19 protein-coding genes are annotated in these 22,296 nt (G+C 44.0%); 9 read left to right on the top strand and 10 right to left on the bottom strand.

What is annotated here, in order from left to right:
- Positions 1-19: 19 nt before the first annotated feature.
- From M2273_RS26285 to aspS, 4 genes are all read right to left on the bottom strand, one after another.
- The gene (locus tag M2273_RS26285) at positions 20-1,324 is read right to left on the bottom strand and encodes an amidohydrolase (RefSeq protein WP_429400752.1); all 1,305 of its coding nucleotides are present in this window, start codon (positions 1,322-1,324) and stop codon (positions 20-22) included.
- 159 nt (positions 1,325-1,483) lie between these two features.
- A complete protein-coding gene (locus tag M2273_RS26280; RefSeq protein ID WP_429400751.1) occupies positions 1,484-1,972 on the bottom strand; it encodes an FKBP-type peptidyl-prolyl cis-trans isomerase in 489 nt (162 codons plus the stop codon).
- Between the two features lie 98 nt (positions 1,973-2,070).
- The gene (locus M2273_RS26275) at positions 2,071-2,532 is read right to left on the bottom strand and encodes an FKBP-type peptidyl-prolyl cis-trans isomerase (RefSeq protein ID WP_429400750.1); all 462 of its coding nucleotides are present in this window, start codon (positions 2,530-2,532) and stop codon (positions 2,071-2,073) included.
- A gap of 87 nt (positions 2,533-2,619) precedes the next feature.
- Positions 2,620-4,365: an aspartate--tRNA ligase gene (aspS, locus tag M2273_RS26270; RefSeq protein WP_429400749.1), complete on the bottom strand. Its 1,746-nt coding sequence runs from the start codon at positions 4,363-4,365 to the stop codon at positions 2,620-2,622.
- A 484-nt stretch (positions 4,366-4,849) separates the two neighbouring features.
- On the opposite strand from aspS, the gene M2273_RS26265 reads away from it, so the two are divergent.
- The 3 genes from M2273_RS26265 (at position 4,850) to M2273_RS26255 (ending at position 9,143) form a co-directional block, all read left to right on the top strand.
- The gene (locus M2273_RS26265; RefSeq protein WP_429400748.1) at positions 4,850-7,303 is read left to right on the top strand and encodes a TonB-dependent receptor; all 2,454 of its coding nucleotides are present in this window, start codon (positions 4,850-4,852) and stop codon (positions 7,301-7,303) included.
- Between the two features lie 91 nt (positions 7,304-7,394).
- On the top strand, positions 7,395-7,991 hold the full coding sequence (gene pnuC / locus M2273_RS26260; protein ID WP_429400747.1) for a nicotinamide riboside transporter PnuC: 597 nt from the start codon (positions 7,395-7,397) through the stop codon (positions 7,989-7,991).
- A 60-nt stretch (positions 7,992-8,051) separates the two neighbouring features.
- A complete protein-coding gene (locus tag M2273_RS26255) occupies positions 8,052-9,143 on the top strand; it encodes an acyl-CoA dehydrogenase (RefSeq protein ID WP_429400746.1) in 1,092 nt (363 codons plus the stop codon).
- A gap of 18 nt (positions 9,144-9,161) precedes the next feature.
- Here M2273_RS26255 and M2273_RS26250 read toward each other — a convergent pair whose 3' ends face one another.
- Together M2273_RS26250 and M2273_RS26245 are read right to left on the bottom strand one after the other, a co-directional pair.
- The gene (locus M2273_RS26250) at positions 9,162-9,713 is read right to left on the bottom strand and encodes a DUF922 domain-containing protein (RefSeq protein ID WP_429400745.1); all 552 of its coding nucleotides are present in this window, start codon (positions 9,711-9,713) and stop codon (positions 9,162-9,164) included.
- Between the two features lie 21 nt (positions 9,714-9,734).
- Positions 9,735-10,673 (bottom strand): SPFH domain-containing protein, encoded by a 939-nt coding sequence (locus tag M2273_RS26245; RefSeq protein WP_429400744.1) that lies wholly within the window; start codon positions 10,671-10,673, stop codon positions 9,735-9,737.
- A 90-nt stretch (positions 10,674-10,763) separates the two neighbouring features.
- Here M2273_RS26245 and M2273_RS26240 point away from each other — a divergent pair, with 90 nt between their 5' ends.
- On the top strand, positions 10,764-10,949 hold the full coding sequence (locus tag M2273_RS26240) for a hypothetical protein (protein WP_429400743.1): 186 nt from the start codon (positions 10,764-10,766) through the stop codon (positions 10,947-10,949).
- A gap of 39 nt (positions 10,950-10,988) precedes the next feature.
- On the opposite strand, the gene M2273_RS26235 is transcribed toward M2273_RS26240, so the two are convergent.
- The 3 genes from M2273_RS26235 to M2273_RS26225 form a co-directional block, all read right to left on the bottom strand.
- Positions 10,989-13,337, bottom strand: coding sequence for a DPP IV N-terminal domain-containing protein (locus M2273_RS26235; RefSeq protein WP_429400742.1), 2,349 nt, complete (start codon positions 13,335-13,337; stop codon positions 10,989-10,991).
- A 71-nt stretch (positions 13,338-13,408) separates the two neighbouring features.
- Positions 13,409-14,605 carry a CapA family protein gene (locus M2273_RS26230; protein ID WP_429400741.1) on the bottom strand — a complete coding sequence of 399 codons (1,197 nt, stop codon included), beginning with the start codon at positions 14,603-14,605 and terminating at the stop codon, positions 13,409-13,411.
- A gap of 33 nt (positions 14,606-14,638) precedes the next feature.
- On the bottom strand, positions 14,639-15,232 hold the full coding sequence (locus tag M2273_RS26225) for a C40 family peptidase (RefSeq protein ID WP_429400740.1): 594 nt from the start codon (positions 15,230-15,232) through the stop codon (positions 14,639-14,641).
- A gap of 494 nt (positions 15,233-15,726) precedes the next feature.
- On the opposite strand from M2273_RS26225, the gene pdhA reads away from it, so the two are divergent.
- Together pdhA and M2273_RS26215 are read left to right on the top strand one after the other, a co-directional pair.
- Positions 15,727-16,722: a pyruvate dehydrogenase (acetyl-transferring) E1 component subunit alpha gene (gene pdhA, locus M2273_RS26220; RefSeq protein WP_429400739.1), complete on the top strand. Its 996-nt coding sequence runs from the start codon at positions 15,727-15,729 to the stop codon at positions 16,720-16,722.
- A 40-nt stretch (positions 16,723-16,762) separates the two neighbouring features.
- Positions 16,763-18,433 carry a 2-oxo acid dehydrogenase subunit E2 gene (locus M2273_RS26215; protein WP_429400738.1) on the top strand — a complete coding sequence of 557 codons (1,671 nt, stop codon included), beginning with the start codon at positions 16,763-16,765 and terminating at the stop codon, positions 18,431-18,433.
- A gap of 312 nt (positions 18,434-18,745) precedes the next feature.
- On the opposite strand, the gene M2273_RS26210 is transcribed toward M2273_RS26215, so the two are convergent.
- Positions 18,746-19,285, bottom strand: coding sequence for a DinB family protein (locus M2273_RS26210; RefSeq protein WP_429400737.1), 540 nt, complete (start codon positions 19,283-19,285; stop codon positions 18,746-18,748).
- 203 nt (positions 19,286-19,488) lie between these two features.
- Here M2273_RS26210 and M2273_RS26205 point away from each other — a divergent pair, with 203 nt between their 5' ends.
- The 3 genes from M2273_RS26205 (at position 19,489) to M2273_RS26195 (ending at position 22,245) form a co-directional block, all read left to right on the top strand.
- Complete coding sequence (locus tag M2273_RS26205) at positions 19,489-19,917, top strand: cytochrome B (RefSeq protein ID WP_429400736.1); 429 nt, start codon at positions 19,489-19,491, stop codon at positions 19,915-19,917.
- A 232-nt stretch (positions 19,918-20,149) separates the two neighbouring features.
- On the top strand, positions 20,150-21,562 hold the full coding sequence (locus M2273_RS26200) for an anthranilate synthase component I family protein (protein WP_429400735.1): 1,413 nt from the start codon (positions 20,150-20,152) through the stop codon (positions 21,560-21,562).
- 71 nt (positions 21,563-21,633) lie between these two features.
- On the top strand, positions 21,634-22,245 hold the full coding sequence (locus tag M2273_RS26195; protein WP_429400734.1) for an anthranilate synthase component II: 612 nt from the start codon (positions 21,634-21,636) through the stop codon (positions 22,243-22,245).
- The last annotated feature ends 51 nt before the right edge of the window (positions 22,246-22,296 follow it).

Here is a 22,296-nt window from a genome sequence, read left to right as displayed (position 1 = left end):
TCAGTTAATAGAATTTATGCTATTTGCTATTCATATAATCCAAAGTTAAGTTACAAAGGGCTTTTACACCTAATGTAAAACCACTTTCGTCAATATAAAAATCGGGCGTATGATGCGATGGTGCTTTAAGCGGGTCCTGGCCTTTGGGCATTCCACCCAAAAAGAAGAACAATCCCGGAACTTTTTCCTGATAAAAGCTAAAATCTTCGGCTCCGGTAACCGGCGGGCGCAACAGCACATTTTCGGCTCCGGCGGTTCGTTGTAAACTGGACAGCATTTTTTGGGTAAGCTTAGGATCATTAAATGTAACCGGATAATGGTTACTGTAAGGTATCTTCACTTCGGCAGTGGCGCCCTGCGCTTCGGCGGTTTTGGTGGCTATTTGTTTAACCCTTTCTATCAGTGTTTTTTCATCAGCCAGGGTAAATGAGCGTAAAGTGCCCAGCATTTCAACCGACTCGGGGATGATATTGGAACGGTTGCCCCCTTTTATTGACCCTATGGTTACTACCGCGGGGTTTTGAGTTATATCAATATTACGGCTTACAATAGTTTGCAGGTTATTAATGATCTCCGCCGAAACCACGATAGGATCAACGCTCGACCAGGGGTAGGCACCATGTGCCGAACGCCCTTTTACAATGATCTGCATATCATTAACCCCGGCCATGGTGCCGCCAGGCCGGTAGGTGATCTTACCCACTTCTGTTTGTGAATTAATATGCAGACCAAATATGACGTCAACTTTAGGGCTTTCTAATACTCCCTCTTTCACCATTTCTTCGGCCCCACCCTTCTGACCAGGCTCTACACCTTCTTCGGCTGGTTGAAAAATAAATTTTACGGTACCATGCAATTCGTTTTTCATGCTCGATAGCACCTGCGCCACACCCATCAGGATAGCCATGTGCGAATCGTGCCCGCAGGCATGCATTACGCCAACTTCTTGTCCGTTATAGGTAGTTTTTACTTTTGATGCAAAAGGTACCGGTGTGCGTTCAATTACCGGCAGGCCATCCATATCGGCACGTAAAGCAACTACGGGGCCGGGTTTACCTCCCTTTAATATCCCTACAACGCCTGTTGTGGCAATGCCGGTTTGTACCTGTATCCCTAACGATTGCAGGTGTTTGGCAATAATTGCTGATGTGCGCACCTCATGATTGCCCAGTTCGGGGTGTTCATGAAAATCGCGCCGCCAGGCAATAATCTGGGTTTGTAAAGCGTCGGCTTTACTGCTTACCTGTGTTTTTACCGCATCATTTTTTTGCGCGAATGCACTGAGCGAAAACAGTGAAAAAAACAAAATGTAACTTTTTTTCATACCGGTTTTTTAAACAGTTAAGATAAGAACAATACTTCAAAAATTATATCTCTTAGCTTATTAGATATTTTAATGGAAATATCAGGAAATACCTGAAATAAAACAGGCCCGGTACAATTGTACCAGGCCTGTTTTATTTCAATTAATATGTTATAACTATTAACTAAAGCTGATCAGGTCAACAGTAAATACCAATACCGAATTTGCCGGTATTTGGCCATTTACCTGATTGCCATAGCCCAGTCTCGATGGTAGGATCAATAAGATCCGCCCACCGGTTTTAATAAATGGAATGCCAATTATCCAGCCGGGTATCAAACTGGATAGGGCCTGCGTATAGGAAACACTTGAATCAAACTGGGTGCCATTTAGTAGTTTGCCTGTGTAAGCAACCGTTATAAGTGAATTTGCAGTTGGATTGGCACCTGTACCGGGAGTTATTATCTGATAATACAAACCCGACGCCGAATCTCTTTTTGCGGTTATACTTGGATTTGCTGCCAAATAAGCGGTAATAGCCACGCTATCGGCTTTGGCTTGTACCACCGGATCAACCGGAGTAGGTTGCATTGTTTCCTGATTTGATAATTTTAGGCATGATGTTAATGTTACAACCAATAAACCTAATAGCAAAAAGTATTTTTTCATGATCATTCTTATAATCCTATAACAGATTTTACAATTAAAAACTATAGTGATGGTTTAATTTATATAAAGCTAACGCTATTTACATAAAAAGGGGCTTTTTATTTAAAACTGACCAGGTCGATGTCAAACGCTAACACGGCATTTTCAGGAATAGGCCCGGCACCACTTGGTCCGTACGCTAAGTGCGATGGTACATATAGCATGATATTGCCACCCGCTTTTACATGCGGTACACCTATTTGCCATGCCTTTACCAGATCAGACAGTGGCCTGGTAAAATCATCCCCCGAGTCATACCGTCGGCCGCCAATCAGGCTGCAGGTATAGTTAACCGTAACAACAGAATTTGCAGTTGGATAAGCGCCCGTACCTTGTTTTACCACCTGGTAATATAAACCTGATGGGTCTTTAGTTGCTTTTATAGCGGGATTAGCGGCCAGATATGCCGTTATGGTAGAGTCATCGGTTTTAGCTTGCTGAGCCATTTCAACAGATGGTCCATTAGTGCAGGAAGTTATTGTAATAACAATGGCGCTCAGCAGTAAAATGTATTTCTTCATAGGGCTTTTATTAAGAAAGCTCCCTCCAGATTTCTGCTGAAGGAAGAAATTTGAAGAGAGCTTTGGGTATGCAGCGTTATAATTAATTTAAACAGTTGTTTTGATCTTAAGTTCGTTCATCTGCGTATCGGCGATGGTTGATGGCGAATCGATCATCACATCGCGGCCCGAATTATTTTTAGGGAAAGCGATCACATCGCGAATAGAATCCAACCCTGCAAAAATAGAGGCTAAACGATCAAACCCAAAAGCGATACCACCATGCGGAGGCGCGCCATATTCAAAAGCATCCATCAAAAAGCCAAATTGTTTTTGTGCTTCCTCCGGCGAAAAGCCCAGGTGCTTAAACATCAGCGATTGCAAAGCGCGGTCATGGATTCGGATAGAGCCACCGCCAATTTCGGTACCGTTAATCACCAGGTCATAAGCGTTAGCACGCACGGCTCCCGGATCGGTATCCAGCATAGCTATATCCTCTGGCTTTGGCGAGGTGAACGGGTGGTGCATAGCATGGTACCTGCCGGTTTCCTCATCCCACTCCAGCAGCGGGAAATCCAACACCCATAGCGGTGCGAAATTATTTTTATCGCGCAGGCCCAAACGGGTACCCATTTCCAGGCGAAGCTCGTTCAGTTGTTTACGTACCTTATCTGTTTGCCCGGCAAGTACCAGCATTAAATCGCCTTTTTCAGCATTAAATGCGGCTGCCCAGTTGGTCAGTTCATCTTCGCTGTAAAATTTATCTACCGATGATTTTAAGGTGCTATCCTCGTTATAACGGCAATAGATCATGCCAGTAACGCCAATCTGTGGGCGTTTTAACCACTCGGTAAGTTCATCAATTTGTTTACGGGTGTAGCTGGCGCAGCCTTTGGCGTTGATACCTACAACCAATTCGGCATTATCAAAAATGCTAAATCCTTTACCCTTTACAATATCATTCAGCTCCACAAACTCCATCCCGAAACGTACGTCAGGTTTGTCAGAACCATACAGGCGCATGGCATCGGCATATTGCATCCGCGGGAAAGCACCCAGGTCAATACCTTTTACGGTTTTGAACAGGTGTTGCGTAAGGCTTTCAAAAATATTTAAAATGTCTTCCTGGGTAATGAATGATAATTCGCAGTCGATCTGGGTAAACTCCGGTTGGCGATCAGCACGCAAATCCTCATCCCTGAAACATTTAACGATCTGGAAATAACGGTCGAAACCGCTCACCATCAACAATTGTTTAAATGTTTGAGGCGATTGCGGCAGGGCGTAAAACTCGCCCGGGTTCATGCGGCTTGGCACCACAAAATCGCGCGCGCCTTCCGGTGTCGATTTAATGAGTACCGGGGTTTCCACCTCAATAAAGTTAAGTGCATCCAAATATTTGCGTACCTCCTGGGCCATTTTATGACGTAAAATCAGGTTGTTGCGTATAGGTGCACGGCGCAGGTCGAGATAACGGTATTTGGCCCGTAGCTCCTCGCCGCCATCGGTATCATCTTCTATTTGAAAAGGAGGGGTTTTAGCAGCGTTCAGTATTTCTATATCCTTAACGGCAATTTCAACTTCGCCGGTCGGTATTTTAAGGTTTTTGTTAGAGCGCTCAAGTACCTTTCCGGTAACTTTTATCACAAATTCACGACCCAGTTCGCGGCTTTTCTCGCGCAGGGTGGCATCGGTATCAGTATTGAATACCAATTGGGTTAAACCATAACGGTCGCGCACATCAATAAATGTGGTGCCGCCCAAATCGCGTGATTTTTGTACCCAGCCGCATAAAGTAACGGTTTGACCTAAGTTGCTGATATTTAATTCGCCGCAGGTATGAGTTCTAAGCATAGCAATAGTTTAATAAAAGTTTGCAAAAGTACATTTTTGAGGTGAAAGCCGAAAGGTAAAAGGAGAAAGGTTTTATGGTATGCGTCAAACTCTCAATCAACCACGCAGGCAATGAATGCCCTTATAACGCCGTAAAAGCAAACAATTGTGGAAAATCCCGAATCAAACCCTATCTTTGCAACATAATTCTCAAGGGGTGCCTTGCTTTGGGTTCAAAAACAAATTGTTTTTACCAAACTGAAAGACAGGCTGAGATCAAACCCATTGTTTGAGTCTTAAGTTCTAAGTCTTAAGTCCAAAGTTTTAAGTTCTAAGTCATTCATTGACTTCCGATCCAAAACTTCTGACTAATGACTCCCGACTAAAGACTTAAACATGCACCTGATCCGGGTAATGCCGGCGTAGGGAGAGGTAACCAGGTTAAGTGTACTGCACGTTCACCCTGATGGGCAGATGGTTTAACTATTTTAGTTTATTCATTATTTTGAAAATTTTATTTGTGGCGATCACCGCCCTGCTGCTGCCTGTCATGGCATCGGCCCAGCTTTCCATCACGGGAAAGATCACTAATGCATCCGGCGAGGCACTGCCCGGGGCTTCCGTTTCTATTGTAACCCCGGCCAAAAGCGTTGTTGCTGATGCATCGGGAAAATATAGTTTTACTGATCTTAAGGCAGGCAATTATTTGCTTAAAGCCAGTTATATAGGCTACCAGGCCATCACTAAAAACGTAGCTTTAAGAGCTAACGAGGTTATTAATCTTACCCTAAACAATGGCACACTTACCGCCGAGGAGGTAACCGTAAGCTCCACCCGGGCAAGCAAAAACTCACCAACAGCCTATACCAACCTGAGTAAAAAGGATCTGGCAAAAAACAACTTTGGGCAGGATTTACCTTATTTGTTAAATCAAACACCATCCGTGGTAGTTAGTTCAGATGCGGGCGCAGGTATTGGCTATACCGGTATCCGCATCCGTGGTTCTGATGCTACGAGAGTAAATGTTACCATTAACGGCATACCATATAATGATTCGGAAAGCCAGGGTTCGTACTTTGTTGATTTGCCTGATATTGCTTCGTCTGTTGATAATATCCAGATCCAGCGTGGGGTGGGTACATCAACCAATGGCGCGGGCGCTTTTGGGGGCAGTATCAATATACAAACCACCACCCGCCGCGATACGGCTTATGCCGATATCAATACTTCGGCGGGCTCTTATGGTTCTATCAAAAACACAGTGAGCGCGGGTACCGGTTTGCTTGACGGGCATTTTAGTTTGGATGGCCGTTTATCGCGCATCCATTCTGATGGTTATATCGACAGGGCGTCATCTAACCTCAAATCGTTTTTTGTAAGCGGTGCATGGTATGGTAAAAACAGCACTTTAAGGGCAAATGTATTTTCGGGCTACGAGCGTACTTACCAGGCCTGGAACGGTGTGCCTGATTATGTGATAGGAGATAATACCCATTCAGACAACCGCACTTATAATGAACTGGGGCTGATAAATGCCGATGATTCGTTCTACAAAGACCAGGTTGATAACTATACCCAAAACCACTATCAGCTACTATACGATCAAAAAATATCAGATAAGCTATCCTTTAGCGGGGCTTTGCATTATACCAAAGGCAAAGGTTATTATGAGGAGTTCAGGAATGCCGATTCTTTAAAAAACTATGGTTTGACACCTGTTGTGATTGGCGGCTCCACCATCAGTGCTACCGATCTGGTGCGCCGTCTTTGGTTGGATAACGACTTTTATGGCGTTACCTACGCGCTGAAATATCAGCCCCAAACCAACCTGAACATGACTTTGGGCGGCGCTTATAACCAGTACTCGGGTGCGCATTATGGCAACGTTGTTTACACTAAGGAAAGCGCAGGTATCGGTCCGGATTATGAATACTACCGCGACAATGCCAAAAAGAATGATTTTAACATTTTTTACCGTGCCGAATGGCATCTTAGTCAGTTTTTGTTATATGCCGATGTACAGTATCGTCACATTTATTATTCCTTTTTTGGGATAGATAAAAACCTGAACAACGCGCAGCAAAACGCCGAGCTTAACTTTTTTAACCCAAAAGCCGGTATCACCTATCAGTTTAATGAGCATAGCAATGTGTATGCCTCATTCGCGGTAGGTAATCATGAACCCAACCGGGATGATTATGTAGATTCGCCGCCGCAAAACCGACCAAAATCAGAAAACCTGAAAGATTTTGAAGCCGGTTACCGCACCAGCAGCGCTGTTTTTACAGGGGGTATCAACGCCTTTTATATGCTGTACAAAAACCAACTGATATTAACCGGGGCGCTTAATGATGTGGGTTCACCTATACGTACCAATGTAAAGGACAGCTACCGGGCCGGTGTGGAATTGGATGGCAAAGTAAAAATTACCAGTCAGCTAAACTGGGGCGTAACGGCCACTTTAAGTACCAACAAGATCAAAAACTACCAGCAGTTTTTCTCTAATGATGATGGCACATTGGTGGGTGAAAGCTTCAAAAAAACAGACATTGCCTTTTCACCGTCGTTCACTGGTTCCAGTGTAATAAGCTACAGCCCTGTTAAAGGTGGGGAGATCGCTTTCATCAGCAAATACATCAGCAAACAATATATTGATAATACCATGAATCAAAACCCTGAGGGTTTTGGTATAGCCCCCGAAAACGCGGATAACCCTTATGCGGTGAACCGTTACCTGAAAGGTTATTTTGTGAGCGACGTGAGGCTCAGATATAACTTCAGCGTACGGTCGGTAAAAAATATTGGTTTGGGTTTGCAGGTGAACAACATCTTCAGCAAGAAATATGAAGCCAATGGCGCTACCTACCCTGATATTGAAGGTGGCCATGTAGTGAACTACAACTACTTTTTCCCGCAGGCTCCACGCAATTTTATGGCATCATTAAGTCTTAATTTTTAAAATGAGCACTAATTGTTACGAATAGAAACGAATTTCACGAATTGATGAGTACTAATTAATCATGACTATGCATAGCCTTATGTCGCTTTTCATGGAACAAATAAAGGAAACCACCTGGGTACAGTGGCTTGCTGTTGCCCTGGGGGTTGCCGAAGTGTTGCTGGCACGTATTAATAATATCTGGCTTTACCCTACCGGCATTGCGGCTACTTTATTATCTATTTTACTGCTGATGGAAGTACAGTTGTATGCCGAGTCGGCTTTGAATGTTTATTACGTGGTGATGAGTATTTACGGCTGGGTGCACTGGATAAGAAGAAGGGATGCGCCGCCGGTTAAGATCACCTATTCTAACAAAAACGAATGGCTGATAAGTTTGGCCATATCGCTTGGCGGCTGGGCTGTGCTGTATGCGCTGCTTAAAAACTTTACGCCGTCAAACGTGCCCGTATGGGATGCTTTTGTATCATCAACAGCCTGGGCGGGCATGTGGCTGCTGGCCCGAAGAAAAATGGAAAACTGGGTGTTTTTAAATATATCTAACCTGTTTGCCATTCCGCTGCTGTTCTATAAAAAGCTGCCCATGTTTGCAGTATTAACCGTGTTTTTATTTGTAGTGGCCATTTTTGGCTATTTTGAATGGAAGAGGCAAGCAGAAGGCTCAAAGCTTAAAGCCGAAAGCCTTTAATGTTAATTTGAAAAGAAGGCTTTAAGCCTTCTGCTTTGGGCTTTAGCTAAAAAACAACTAATGATCAACCATCCATCATATCACCTAAAGCCCGAGTGGGTAAAAACTATCCGCGATGCAGCGCCGGATGCCGAAAAGGCAGGTATGTTGCAGCCCCATCAATTGGAGCTGATCTATGAGCAGGGGTGGTTTAAATTCCTCGTGCCTAAGGTTTATTCGGGTTTGCAGCTGGCATTGCCCGATATGGTAAGGCTGGAAGAGAGTTTGGCCTGGGCCAATGGCAGTGTGGGTTGGGTAGTAACGCTGTGCAGCGGGGCGGGTTGGTTTGGTGGTTTTTTGTCGCCCAATGTTGCGCCACAGCTTTATGCTCACTCTCATTTATGCCTTGCGGGTAGCGGTGCATCAACCGGTACGGCAACTATTACCGATAATGGATACATCATCAACGGCAGCTGGAAATATGCCAGTGGTGTACACCATGCCACACATTTAACGGCCAACTGCATTATTAAAAAGGGCGAAGAAACAGTTTTGGATGAGGATGGCAATCCGCTGATATTACCCTTTATATTTGATAGAAAAGATGTAACGCTTTTGCCTGCCTGGAAATTTATAGGCATGATGGGCACAGGCAGCGATGCTTACGAAGTGACTAACCTTTTTGTTGAGAAGGACCGCTGTTTCAAAATTGACCCCAAGCATGCGGTAATCTGCGAGCCCTTATACCAATACCCTTTTTTACAGCTGGCCGAAGCTACGCTCGCGGCAAATATATCAGGTCTCGCTGTTCATTTTATTGACCTGTGCGGGCCTGTCTTTGATGAAAAAATAAATGGCGAAAAGCTGAGCTCATCTCAAAAAACAATCATCAAACAAACGCTGGAGAACCTGACCAATAAGCTGAACAATGTTCGCCAAGCGTTTTACGCGGCAGTTGATGCGTCCTGGCAGGGAAGCCTGGCCGGTAAAGCAACGCATCTGGAACAGGTAAGTGCAAACAGCCGTAAGCTGGCAAAAACAGCGCGTGAATGTGTAGATGAACTATATCCATATTGCGGGCTGCAGGCCGCTAACCCCGATGCAGAGATAAACCAGGTATGGCGCGATCTGCATACCGCCAGTCAGCACTCCTTGCTGACGTTTGAGCGCTGATTTCCCGGTAGAGAAAATCTAAAACGAATTATCCGGCATAAACTGCAGCTGTTTTTGGAAATATACGTCCCAGCTATGTTGCTGCATGCGGTCGGTCATGTGCTGGGTGTCCTCGTCGTAATCAGCATTTAGCTGTTTGTATTTGGCATCAATTCGGTTAAAAATAGCCATGGCCTCGTACTGGTAATTGCGACTGAAACGGGTTTTACCAATTTCGCGCAGCACCTCCTGCTGTTCCAGATAGGCAATGGTATAATGACCCTGTTCGTGTTTTAATACCTCGGCCAGCAGCTGACCAGAGGATATCTGGCTCCTGTCGAGCCATGATTTTTGGGTGTTCAGTATCAAACGTACAAAGGCATTGAGTATATAGCCCCCGTTTTGGCGGCTTGCCTGGTACTTGAAATCAATAGTACAATTGGTGTAAGCAACTACGCCCCGCGCATTTGCACGGGGCGTGCCGCCAAAATCGTTAACGGTTAGCTGATGGAACTGCTGGGCTGATGCCGCGCTGATCGTCAATAAAAATAGGGCGATAACGCCGATACACTTGATCCATCTTACTTTCATGAAATATGCAGGTTAAAACTTTTACTTTTTGACCTTGTCGGCCTGTAAAAGGTTTAAGCCCATCATTTCTTTTAATGTATGCTGCATCTGGTCGGTTGATCCATCAAGAAATATCACATTGCCTTGTGAGTTTTCGGCAAAGTGCTTGATTGATTCTGTCCACATGGTAAACATGATCACCGAGGTATCCATATTGGCTTCGGCCATTTCTTTAGCGGCAACGGTCATACCACGGGCCACCTCTTCACGAAACAGGGCAATACCCTGGCCACGCAGCTGTGCGGCCTCACGCTCGGCCTGTGCCGATATTTTAATGGCGTTACCTTCGGCTTCAGCAGCTTTTGTTTTGGTGATCAGTAAAGCCTGGCCCTCGTTTTCGGCGGCGGCTTTCAGGTTATTGGAGGCAACCACCTGGCTCATTGATTTCATGATCACGTCATCAAACGTAATATCATTCAATTGCAGATCCTGCAGGTGATATCCCCAGCCTTCCAGTATCACATCAAGCTGTTCTTTAACGTGCTCCACAATATCGCGCCTTAATATCAATACCTCGCTTTGGCGCTTGGTGGCTACAAAAGCCCTGATAGATCCTTCAACCGTGCGGATGAGGGCCTGCATCAGGTTACGCTCATCAACAAATTTAAAGGCTACATTCTTAATGGTTTCTTCCTGCTGGTCCAATACTGAATACAGCAGCATGGCTTTAAAATAAACATTGGCCTGGTCAAAGGTTACCGCCTGAAACTCCAGCTCAACCGAGCGGTTCTGGATAGATATTTTAGAATAAATGTTTTCAATAAACGGCAGTTTAAAATTCAACCCCGGGGTAAGTATTCGCCGGTACTTACCGAATATGGTAATTACCACGATTGTGCCCTGTTTTACAGACACAAAGGAGGTTGATATAATAACCAGTACAATTAATACAATAATTGAAAAGATGATTTGGCTTGTCATGGGTGATAATATTTAGTAAATAAATGTAGCAATTAATTATTGGTGTACTATTTGTTTTTATAAAATGCTTTATAAAACAGCATATAAACCATGAACCTAAAACGAACTTTTGGAGCCATACTTACCGTACTCGGTATCATAGGCTTAATTTATACAGGAATTCAGATCATCAACCATAACGGACAGGCCACCACCCTGGTAGTAGTAGGTATTATAGCCCTGCTATTTTTCTTTACAGGCATCAGCCTTGTACGTAATACCAAAGATGAAGCATAACATAAAAGGGCCGTATCAATGATACGGCCCTTTATAATCTTACTGCACACTATTGCGTGAGTCGGGTTTAATTTTCAACAAGTATTCCTGCGGAGGTTCGGTACCGGCCAGGTTCTTTACAAAATAATCCCAGCGGCGGCGGGTCATATATAATGAATATGCGCCATAACCATGCGCGCTATTAGGGAACACTACCAGGTCATAATTCTTATTGGCTTTCTCTAAAGCTTCAACAACCAGCATGGTATTGGTTGGGGGCACATTATTATCCATTAACCCGTGGGCAAGCATCAATTTACCTTTTAAATTTTTAGCATAGTTTTGATTTGCTTGCGCCTCGTAATTTGATGTACCATCGGTCTGCGGCGCCAATAGGCCAATATAGCGTTCGCCCCAATCATCCTCGTAATTGCGGTTATCGTGATTACCGGATTCTGATATACCTACTTTGAAAAAGTCGGGGAAGCGGAACATGGCTGCCGCGGTTGCAAAACCACCACCTGAGTGCCCCCAGATGCCTGCGCGGTTAATATCAATATAAGGATATTTTTGGGCCAGTTGCTGCATACCACTAACCTGATCGGGCAGGGTGTTTTCAGACATATGGCCGTAGTTCATATCGTGGTAACTTTTTGAACGCAGCGGATTGCTGGTACCTTCCAGCTGAATAACCACAAATCCAAGTTCGGCCAGGGCCTGGCAATCGCCCCTTGCCGAAGAGAATGACCAACTCCCTACACTACCACCTTGCGGGCCAGGATAAATATTATTAATAATAGGATATTTTTTTGACGGATCGAGGCTGGTTGGCGTATACATTAAGCCATAAATATCTGTTTGGCCGTCATGCGCCTTAACCGTGATGGGAACAGGAGGTTTCCAGCCGGCAGCAACAAGTCTTGAAATATCTGTTTTTTCTAACGTGCTGATCAGTTTTCCGTTCAGGTTACGCAATACGGTAACCGGGGCAACATCGGGCTTTGAATAAGTGTCGACAAAATAACCGTTTGCGGGCGATAAAGTTATCTGGTGATTTCCTTCTTCGGGTGTAAGCAGTGTTAGGTTTTTACCATCAAAGCCTACTTTATACAAGTGGGTAAAATATGGGTTTCCCGGCTCGCGGCCATCTGCCAGAAAATATATCAGGCGATTCTTTTCGTCTACTTTAAGCAATTCGGTTACTGCCCAGTCGCCTTTGGTGATCTGATTTTTTACCTTACCGGTCAGGGCATCGTATAAATAAAGATGTCCCCAGTTATCGCGTTCCGAGAACCAGATAATTTCATTTGACTTAGCCAGGTATTTCCAGTTGATAGTTCCCTGACCCGATTCATATTGTGTGGCTACAGTTTCCTCAAAAACTTCGCGTACGGCACCTGTAGCTGCATCTGCAATACGAAATTTCTCCTGCTTATGATCGCGCGAGGTAGAAACAAAGGCCAGCTTTGAGGCATCGGCGTTCCAATCCACATCATCAAAAGTGCCGCTGCTCGAAATATCATCGCTCAGCGTAGCCCTGTGCGGATCAGGCGGCACCTGGATATTGATCACTTTAGGGTTATCAACATCAATGATCACCCGCTGAATGGTGGCTATTTCCTTATCGCCAGGCAGCGGATATTTCCATGCCTTTAATGTAGGGTGACCAACATTGGTAGTAACCAGGTACATATCGCCCACGTTACGCTGATCCTGCTTAAAGGTGGCTATCTTTTTTGAATCGGGCGACCAGCGCAATACGGGTCCGTCAGATGATTTCCAGCCGGCATTATCCGTTGCGTAGCCAAAATCCTTTACACCATCGGTTGTAAGCTGTGTTTGTTTGCCGGTTTTAATATCACGAACCCACAAGTTATCGTTCTTAATGTATGCAGCCAGGTTTCCATTTGGCGAAAAAACTTCGTCGCCCCCGCCCCTGCGGCCGGTGCGTACCACACGCGGAGTACTAACCACGGCGTTATCTGGTGTAACCTGGTAACCCTGCAGGTCACATTTCCATGATTTACCATCGGCAGCAAATGAAATTGATTTTTCATCAGCCGAAAAACTCAAGTTACGGAAAGGCAGGTTGTTACCCTCATAGGTTTTGCCGGATGCGGTTGATAGTGCCGCTGCCAGTTTCTGTTGATCAAAAGCCGCGGTACGTGTTTTTTTAACTGGATCAACCAAAATAAATTCGCTGCCCTGTGCGGTTAAAACCCGATACCAGAACTTATCGCCCGATATCCAGTTAGGGGTTACCTTGCCGTGGTCAACCAATTGCTCGGTATTATAGCTCATAAAGTTTTCTGCATGAGCATAATCTTTCTCTGTGAGGGAATTGCCTTGCTGGGCATGCGCGGTTAGCGCAAATGCAACCGTAGTTATTGATAATAAAAATTTATTCATACGCTGTTGAACGTCTGTTTAAAAGAGTTAATAGTTAATTCAAGATGCAAATTAATGTTTTTTAACCGTGCTTATTCTTTGGGCATTGTAACTTTTGTGAGTGAATTACCAAACGGCGGGGGAACCGTTATTTCGCCGCTATCAGAAATATTCAGGCCTGCCTCCGGGAAATCAGTTTCGGTAAGCATTCTGATCCTGAGCATGGCTTGATCAAGTGTATCACGTATCAATCCCTTATCATGCGCTTGCTTAAATGAAATAATACGGCCGTTTAAAAATTCGCCTTTTTTATTTACATAAACCTTAAGCAGGGGCGCCATACCGCAAATGCCAATTACACTTACACATTTATAGGTGCAAAAATTACCCAGGCTGTAAGCTATCAGCCGGTTCTTATACAATTCCAGGGCACGGTTAACATGAGGTCCATTTCCAAATATCATGTCGGCACCGGCATCAATGGCGTTATGGGCGAAGGCATGCACATCGCCACGTTTTTCGCCAACATAAGATTCCACAGCAAAGGGCACATGTTCAAAGTCAATCCCCTCGCCTCCGCCATGAAACGATACCATAACAATATCGCAACGTTGTTTAAGCTTCCTGATGATGCGCGCCGCCCCTTTCATGTCATGGATGGACACAGTATTGGCATTGGGCGCAAATGAGCAAAAGCCATACTTAATGCCATTAAGCTCAAACACGGTAGACGGCCGAGTAAGCAAACCTGCGTAATGTATGCCCAGGCTATCTAATGTTTTAGTGGTACTGTTGCGGCCCTTTAGGTCAAAGTCATTAATATGATTATTAGCCAGGCTCAGCAAATTAAACCCTGCATCTTTTAAAACTGAGCCATACCGGGTGGGCATCCTGAACAAATAAGCCTTGCTCCTCTGATGCAATTTAAAATGTGCCGGATCGCCAAGATCAAGTAGTGTGCCTTCCAGGTTACCAAAAGCAACATCAGCCTTCTTTAGTTCGGCAGTTACCGCTTTAAAACTATTGCGGGCACTATCTGGTGGCAGCGTGGTACTATCAGGATATGAGGTGCCCAGCATAATATCGCCAACGGCGGCAATACAAAAGGAATCGCGCTGAACTGGGGTCACTTTAGTCGGTAAACTTTTGGAGGGACGCTGTTTTTTGTGATGTACAACCGCTTGTTTACTTTCAACGGGGTTTTCACAAGCCTGTAAAAACGGCACCACGCAGGCTACAATGAGCAATATATATGGCCTTATGGTAAAAAAAAATCCCCTCATGTTCATGAAGGGACTAATTTAATTATTTAATTGAATTTCTTAGTTATTGTTGTCGTCGGCATCGGGCGTTGAAGCTGAAGAGCCGGTAAACTCATCTTTAAATGAAGCAAGCAAGCGACCGCCTTTGTAAAAATAACGGCTGTAATAATTATCGTCAAGGCTGCTGATGGCAACGCCTCTTGATGATGCATGCGCAAATTTGTTATTCCCTAAATAAATACCAACATGTGAAATGCGGCGGCTGTGAATTTTAAAAAACACCAGATCACCTTCTTTCAGGTCATCCCTCCCTACAGGGTTCACCATGCTAAAAATATCGCGTGAGCTTCTTTTGATATCCAGGTTAAAAACCTCGCTGTATAATTCTTTGGTAAAGGCCGAGCAATCGATACCCTTTCTTGATTCGCCGCCAAAATGGTAAGGGGTGCCTATCCAATCATATACAAAATGAAAAAGTTTCATGTTTGAGGTTGCAGATAACGCAACACCCATAATTTGTGATAAATATGTTTTAGCTAAACCTTCCTGTTCGTCAGGAGCCTTGTCGGCGGGAATATTTGGAGTGATTGTTGTTTGAGCCTGTGTGGCTAAAACGCTGAAAAACAATGCAATAGCAAGGGTAATTTTCTTCATTTAATGCTTTAGTTTGCTGTTAGGGGCAACAAATTTGTTTATTAAATTAGACACTGTGTCTATCGTTGGATACAAAACTATCTATATTTTTTAAAATTGCAAATAAATGGCACTTTTTTTTCAATAAATATAAATTATTTATCTAAGCTAAAAATCTTATTAATCAAAGGCCATCCCCATTACATTTATGTTACTTTATGGTTGTGGTTTTTAAGGCCCTTTTGCTTTTTTATCAAAAAAATAATTGTTAAAATGACCTTAAAACGTCAAAATTTGCTGACAAACCGCTATATGCCATCAAAAAGCCTTTGGCTTTATAGCAATATGACAGTATAAAGTTTGGTTAAATGCACAAAACGCGGTTTACACCGCTCATTTGTAGCATTAATTTGAAATAAAAATAAATCTGCACAACAAATTCGTTGCAGTTTCGATATTTTCAAGGATATAATTAGATTTGCGCTTTACTCCAAGAAATTGATTGTTTTAATTACATGAGTTCAATCGAAATTAACAAAGACACTTACCTGATGTGGTACGAACAAATGCTTTTAATGCGCAAGTTCGAAGAAAAAGCAGGACAGCTATACGGACAACAAAAAATCAGGGGCTTTTGCCACCTGTATATTGGGCAGGAAGCCGTATTGGCCGGAGCCATGTCTGTAATAAAACAGGAAGACAGCATGATCACCGCATATCGCGACCACGCTCATGCGCTTGCTAAAGGTGTAACCCCTAATGCTGTAATGGCCGAACTATATGGCAAAGCTACCGGATGCTCAAAAGGCAAAGGCGGTTCTATGCACATGTTTGATAAGGAAAAGCATTTTTACGGTGGCCACGGTATAGTTGGCGGTCAGGTACCACTGGGTGCCGGTATCGCTTTTGCCGAAAAATATAAGGGTACCGAGTTTGTGAACATTGTTTACATGGGTGATGGAGCTGTGCGCCAGGGTGCATTGACCGAAACATTTAACATGGCCGCGCTTTGGCAACTGCCTGTAATTTTTGTTTGCGAAAACAATGGTTACGCTATGGGTACTTCTGTTGAGCGTACTACTATACAAACCGACATTTACAAATTAGGCTTACCTTATGGTATCCCGTCATCAGCTGTTGATGGTATGGACCCTGCTGCTGTACACGTTGCTATGGATGAAGCCGTTCAGCGTGCACGTAAAGGCGAAGGCCCAACCTTTTTGGAAATGCGCACTTACCGTTACAAAGGTCACTCCATGTCTGACCCTCAAAAATACCGTACTAAAGAAGAGCTGGAAAGCTATAAAGCTAAAGACCCAATTGAATTAACCAAACAAGTTATAGTAAAAGAAGGTTATGCTGATGATAAATGGTTTGAAGAGATCGAAGCAAAGATCAAGGCACAGGTTGATGAATCAGTTAAATTTTCTGAAGAATCACCATGGCCTGAGGCTTCTGAACTATACACTGATGTTTATGTTCAGGCGGACTATCCTTATATCAGAGACTAATTCTATATTTATATCAAATAATTATTCTATATAATAGTATATGGCCGAAGTAGTTAAAATGCCTAAGATGAGCGATACCATGACCGAAGGGGTATTGGCGAAATGGCATAAGAAAGTTGGCGATAAAGTGAAATCAGGCGATGTATTGGCCGAGATTGAAACTGATAAAGCTACCATGGATTTTGAATCGTATCAGGATGGCACCTTGTTATATATAGGTGTTGAAGAAGGTAGCGCTGTTCCGGTTGATGCCGTTATTGCCGTTTTAGGTAACGAAGGCGAAGATTACAAAGCCGCCCTGACACAGGATAGTGGCGCTGAAAAGAAAGAAGAAAAACCTGCTGAAGCTGCTGCCCCCGCAAAAGCTGAAAAACCTACTGAAGATAAAAAACCTGCTGCTACCGCGGCACCAAAGGTTGACCTTTCAAGCATACCGGCTACTGTAATACGTATGCCTGCCCTTAGCGATACCATGACCGAGGGTGTTATTGAAAAATGGAATTTTAAAGTTGGTGATAAAGTAAAATCTGATGATTCCCTGGCTGACGTAGCAACCGATAAGGCTACTATGGAGGTTGTGGGTTATGAAGCAGGTACACTTTTATATATTGGCCCTAAAGAAGGCGAAGCTGCACCGGTTAATGGCATTATTGCTATTGTGGGTAAAGAGGGTACTGATATTACTCCTTTACTACAGGATACCGCCGATGCGCCTGCTGCCGCACCGGCAGAGGAAGCTGCACCAAAAGCTGAAACCGCTACCGCGGAGGCCGAGCCTGCTGCTTCATCAACCGCTGATGACAGCCGCGTTAAAGCATCACCGCTTGCACGTAAAATAGCAAAAGATAAAGGCATTAACCTTAATGATGTAAAAGGCAGCGCCGAAGGCGGCCGCATTATTAAGAAAGATGTGGAAGAGTACAAACCAAGCGCTAAACCAGCTGCTGCTCCTGCAAGTACCGAAGCTCCTGCAACTGCAACTGCTCCGGCTGCAAAAGCTCCCATCACCCTGCCAACTTACACCGGCGAAGAGAAATTTACCGAAAGGGCCGTTACACAAATGCGTAAGGCAATTAGCCGCCGTTTAAGCGAAAGCTTGTTTACCGCCCCGCATTTTTATGTAACCATGTCCATTGATATGGATCAGGCTATAGCTGCCCGTACCCGCATCAATGATGTTGCCCCGGTTAAAATATCATTTAATGATTTTGTATTAAAAGCTTGTGCTGTTGCCTTGAAACAACACCCTGCTATTAATTCATCATTCCTGGGCGATAAGATCCGCACTAATGAGCATATCCACATTGGTGTTGCCGTTGCGGTTGACGAAGGTTTACTGGTACCTGTAATTAAATTTGCCGACGGTAAATCATTAAGTCATATCTCGGTTGAAGTAAAAGATTTTGCTGGTAAAGCAAAATCTAAAAAATTACAACCTGCCGAAATGGAAGGCTCAACCTTCACTATATCAAACTTAGGTATGTTTGGTGTTGATGAGTTTACCGCTATTATTAACACACCAAATGCCTGTATCCTTGCCGTTAGCGGTATACAACAGGTACCGGTTGTTAAAAACGGCGCTGTAGTACCAGGCAACGTTATGAAGGTTACTCTAAGCTGTGACCACCGCGTGGTTGATGGCGCAACAGGTGCCGCGTTCCTGCAAACACTAAAATCATTACTGGAAGAGCCGGTAAGGTTACTGATCTAATTTCGGAGTTTCGAATTTCGATTTCGGATTTACCAATATTAAAGAGCGCTGGAGTTAACTCCAGCGCTCTTTTTGTTTTATCCGGTTCCGATTGTTTTATCTCTGTTCTAATTCCCTCCCCCGGGAGGGGTGTGTTGGGTGATGTAACGGCAGGAGGGGTTTCTGCGACTGATTATTTATAGAGTATAGTAAATCCTCCACTTTTGTCATTGCGAGCGCAGCGTGGCAATCTCGCCATGCTAATCAACCCATGCAAAGTCCGCTTCCCGTCCTAATGAGATTGCTTCGTTCCTCGCAATGACAATGATTTTATTAGGACACATACTTCATGATATTCTTTATCTGATGGATGTGTTTTTGGGTATGATAAATAGTTAAATACACCCATTCCAGCCGGGTTAGCGGACCCATTCCCGGAAATTTAAATCCGGCGAAGGTGCCTGTCAGGTCTTCTGTTTGAATGATACCTACCAGGCTTTCAAATGTACCTGCCAGGGTGCTAACCAACGCTTTTTTATCATGAGCCCTGTCTGAAGGTATGAGTGTTGGAGCCGCAGAAAATTTAAGATCGAAATTTAAAAACAGATCCTTGAGTTCCTGAGCATGTTGATCCGGACTCCTTTCGGTTACTTCCGCGGGCGCTTTTAAAGTATCTATTACTCCCGACACCGATAGGTTCACATGTTCAAAAACCTGACCGGCTGTCCAGCTCCCTTCAAAGGGAACCTGATTTATATCTTCCTGTTTAATAGATGCTATAGTTTGCATCAGTTTTTTTTCTGTCGCTTTCACCTGAATCGCTACCAATTGGTTCAAGGTGATGTGTCCGGAGTTTATTGTTTGATCTTTCATAAATCCTGATATTAGGTGATAATTCAAATCTCGGTACTAAAAATCATATGCGGAGGTGGCATTAACGACACTTTTAGTGGTCTTTTGCGACAAAAAATAGTCCCACTTCTAAATCTCTCCCCAAAACGTTAACTTACTGTCAAATAACCGCTATACTTTTACAGCTTTTGCTTTTATTGTATATTCACGCAAAAATTTATGTTATGACGCTTTATAGCTTTTTACAGCATCTTCACTCTGGCTTCCGTTACATTGTAGTAGTACTCATTGTTTTGGCGGCCTTATTGGCACTGGTTAACCTGATGGGTAAAAAACCATACACCGAGGGCAACCGCAAGCTTAACCTGTTTGCCATGATATCGGCACATACCCAATTACTTATTGGCATTATATTGTATTTCGTGAGCCCGTTTGTTCAGTTTAACAGCACCACCATGAAAGATCCAATTACCCGTTTCTTTACGGTTGAACATTGGCTCATGATGGTAATTGCTATTGTTTTGATCACTGTTGGTCACAGCAAATCAAAAAAAGCAACAACGCCCGAAGCAAAGCACAAAGCCATTTTTATCTTTTATTTGCTGGCTTTGATCATAATTTGTGCTGGTATTCTATTAATTCCACGTGGCTAATAGGATTTAGCAAATAATAATTTTTCAGAAAAAATTTGGTAATTCAATTTTCTTTATAAATTTGTGACCACGATGATTAAAAGCACTCATAAAAACAGCTGGTGGCACCAATTAAATTTGGCAGCCGGATGCGTTTTTGATCAGAGATAACTAATCAATTGTAAACCTAAATAGGAAACCCGGCGACCCCAATTCGTCGGGTTTTTTTTGTTTAACGAATTTGATAACAAACATGAATAAATTTAAAATTACTACTACTCATAAAAAGCTGCTTGCAGATACCACCACACCGGTAAGCATTTACCTGCGCCTTAGGGATGTGTTCCCAAATTCGCTGCTGCTGGAAAGCTCTGATTACCACAGCCGCGAAAACAGCTTGAGCTACATATGCTGCGAGCCAATTGCCGGTCTGGTGTTAAATAACGGCATCTTAAAAAAGCAATATCCCGATGGCAGCCACGAAACCCATGAAGCGGGCACATTTGAACTGATAGACCAGATCAACCATTTCATCGACAGCTTTGAAACCGATGCCAATCCGTCAAAAATAATATCGAACGGTTTGTTTGGGTATTTTACGCATGAGGCGGTAGAGCATTTTGAAACCATCAAACTAAAGCAAAGTGATGATGTAACCCGGCAGATCCCGGTGATGCAATACCATATTTACCGCTACATCATCGCTATTGATCACTTTAAGAACGAATTGTACATTTTTTATAACCAGGCCGAAGGTGGACCAACAAACGGTGGCGGTATCGAGAAACTGGAGTACCTTATCAAAAACAAAAACTTCCCCGAGTACAGCTTCAAAAGCCAGGATGCCGAGCAATCAAACCTCACCAATGAGGAGTTCATCAGCATTGTTGAAAAAATGAAACAGCACATTTTCAGGGGCGATGTTTTCCAGATTGTACCATCAAGGGCATTTTCACGCACTTTCCAGGGCGATGAGTTTAATGTTTACCGTGCGCTGCGCTCCATTAATCCCTCGCCTTATTTGTTTTATTTTGATTACGGCGATTTCAGGATCTTTGGTTCATCGCCCGAGGCGCAGATCACCATAAAAAATAATGTGGCCAGTATATTCCCTATTGCGGGTACCTTTAAACGCAGCGGCGATGATGTAAAAGACGCCGAGATAGCCCGCAACCTGGAGAATGACCCTAAAGAATCGGCCGAGCACGTGATGCTGGTTGACCTGGCCCGCAACGATTTAAGTCGCCATTGCGAGCAGGTTGAGGTTAAAGCCTTTAAAGAAGTGCAGTATTATTCGCATTTGATTCACCTGGTATCGCATGTGAGCGGCAAGTTACTGCCAGGCGTATCGTCCTTTAAAATTGTGGCTGATACTTACCCTGCGGGTACGCTGAGCGGCGCGCCTAAATACCGGGCAATGGAAATTATTGATGAGAACGAAAAAGCCAAACGCAGTTTTTACAGCGGCGCCATTGGTTTCCTGGGCTTCAACGGCGATTTTAATCACGCTATCATGATCCGGTCGTTCCTTAGCAAAAACAACACCCTGCATTACCAGGCTGGCGCAGGCATTGTAGCAGGTTCTATAGCCGAAAGCGAACTGAAAGAAGTTGATAACAAAATTGCGGCTTTAAGAAGAGCTGTTGAACTGGCAGAGGAGCTGTAAGCCCCCTACCCCCTGAAGGGGGGACAAGAGATACTAACGATTTAAATATCCGGAATAAGAGATATAAAGACATGAACGAGCAAGTGAGCAAAGCCAACTCCCCCTTTAGGGGGCGGGGGGGCATACTAATAATTGACAATTACGATTCTTTTACCTACAACCTGGTGCACCTGGTTAATGAGCTTGGGCAGCAATGCGAGGTGTGGAGGAACGATAAGTTTGCCATTGACGATGTGGATGCTTTTGATAAGATCATCCTTTCACCAGGGCCGGGCATCCCATCAGAGGCCGGGCTACTGCTTGATGTGATCGAAAAGTATTCATCTACCAAAAGCATATTCGGCGTATGTCTTGGTCAGCAGGCCATAGCCGAGGTATTCGGCGGCAGCTTATATAATTTAAGTCAGCCGATGCATGGGATAGCTACACCTATAAAGGTAACCAACAGGCAGGAGCCGCTTTTTAAGGGCCTGCCAGACACCTTTAAGGTTGGCCGCTACCATTCATGGGTAGTAAGCGACAAAGACCTGCCAGAAGTGCTGCAGGTAACCGCTATTGACGAGGAAGATAATTCGATCATGGCATTATCGCACCGAGAGTATGATGTGCGCGGCGTACAATTCCACCCCGAGTCGATATTGACCCAATACGGTAAGGAGTTAATGCAAAACTGGCTAAGCTGATAGCAATTGGCAAATAATGATAACTTTGTGTTAACAAATTTTAAAGAGGTG

Source organism: Mucilaginibacter lappiensis (assembly GCF_050433765.1).
Classification (GTDB): domain Bacteria; phylum Bacteroidota; class Bacteroidia; order Sphingobacteriales; family Sphingobacteriaceae; genus Mucilaginibacter; species Mucilaginibacter lappiensis_A.
This window is presented reverse-complemented; position numbering and strand designations above follow the sequence as displayed.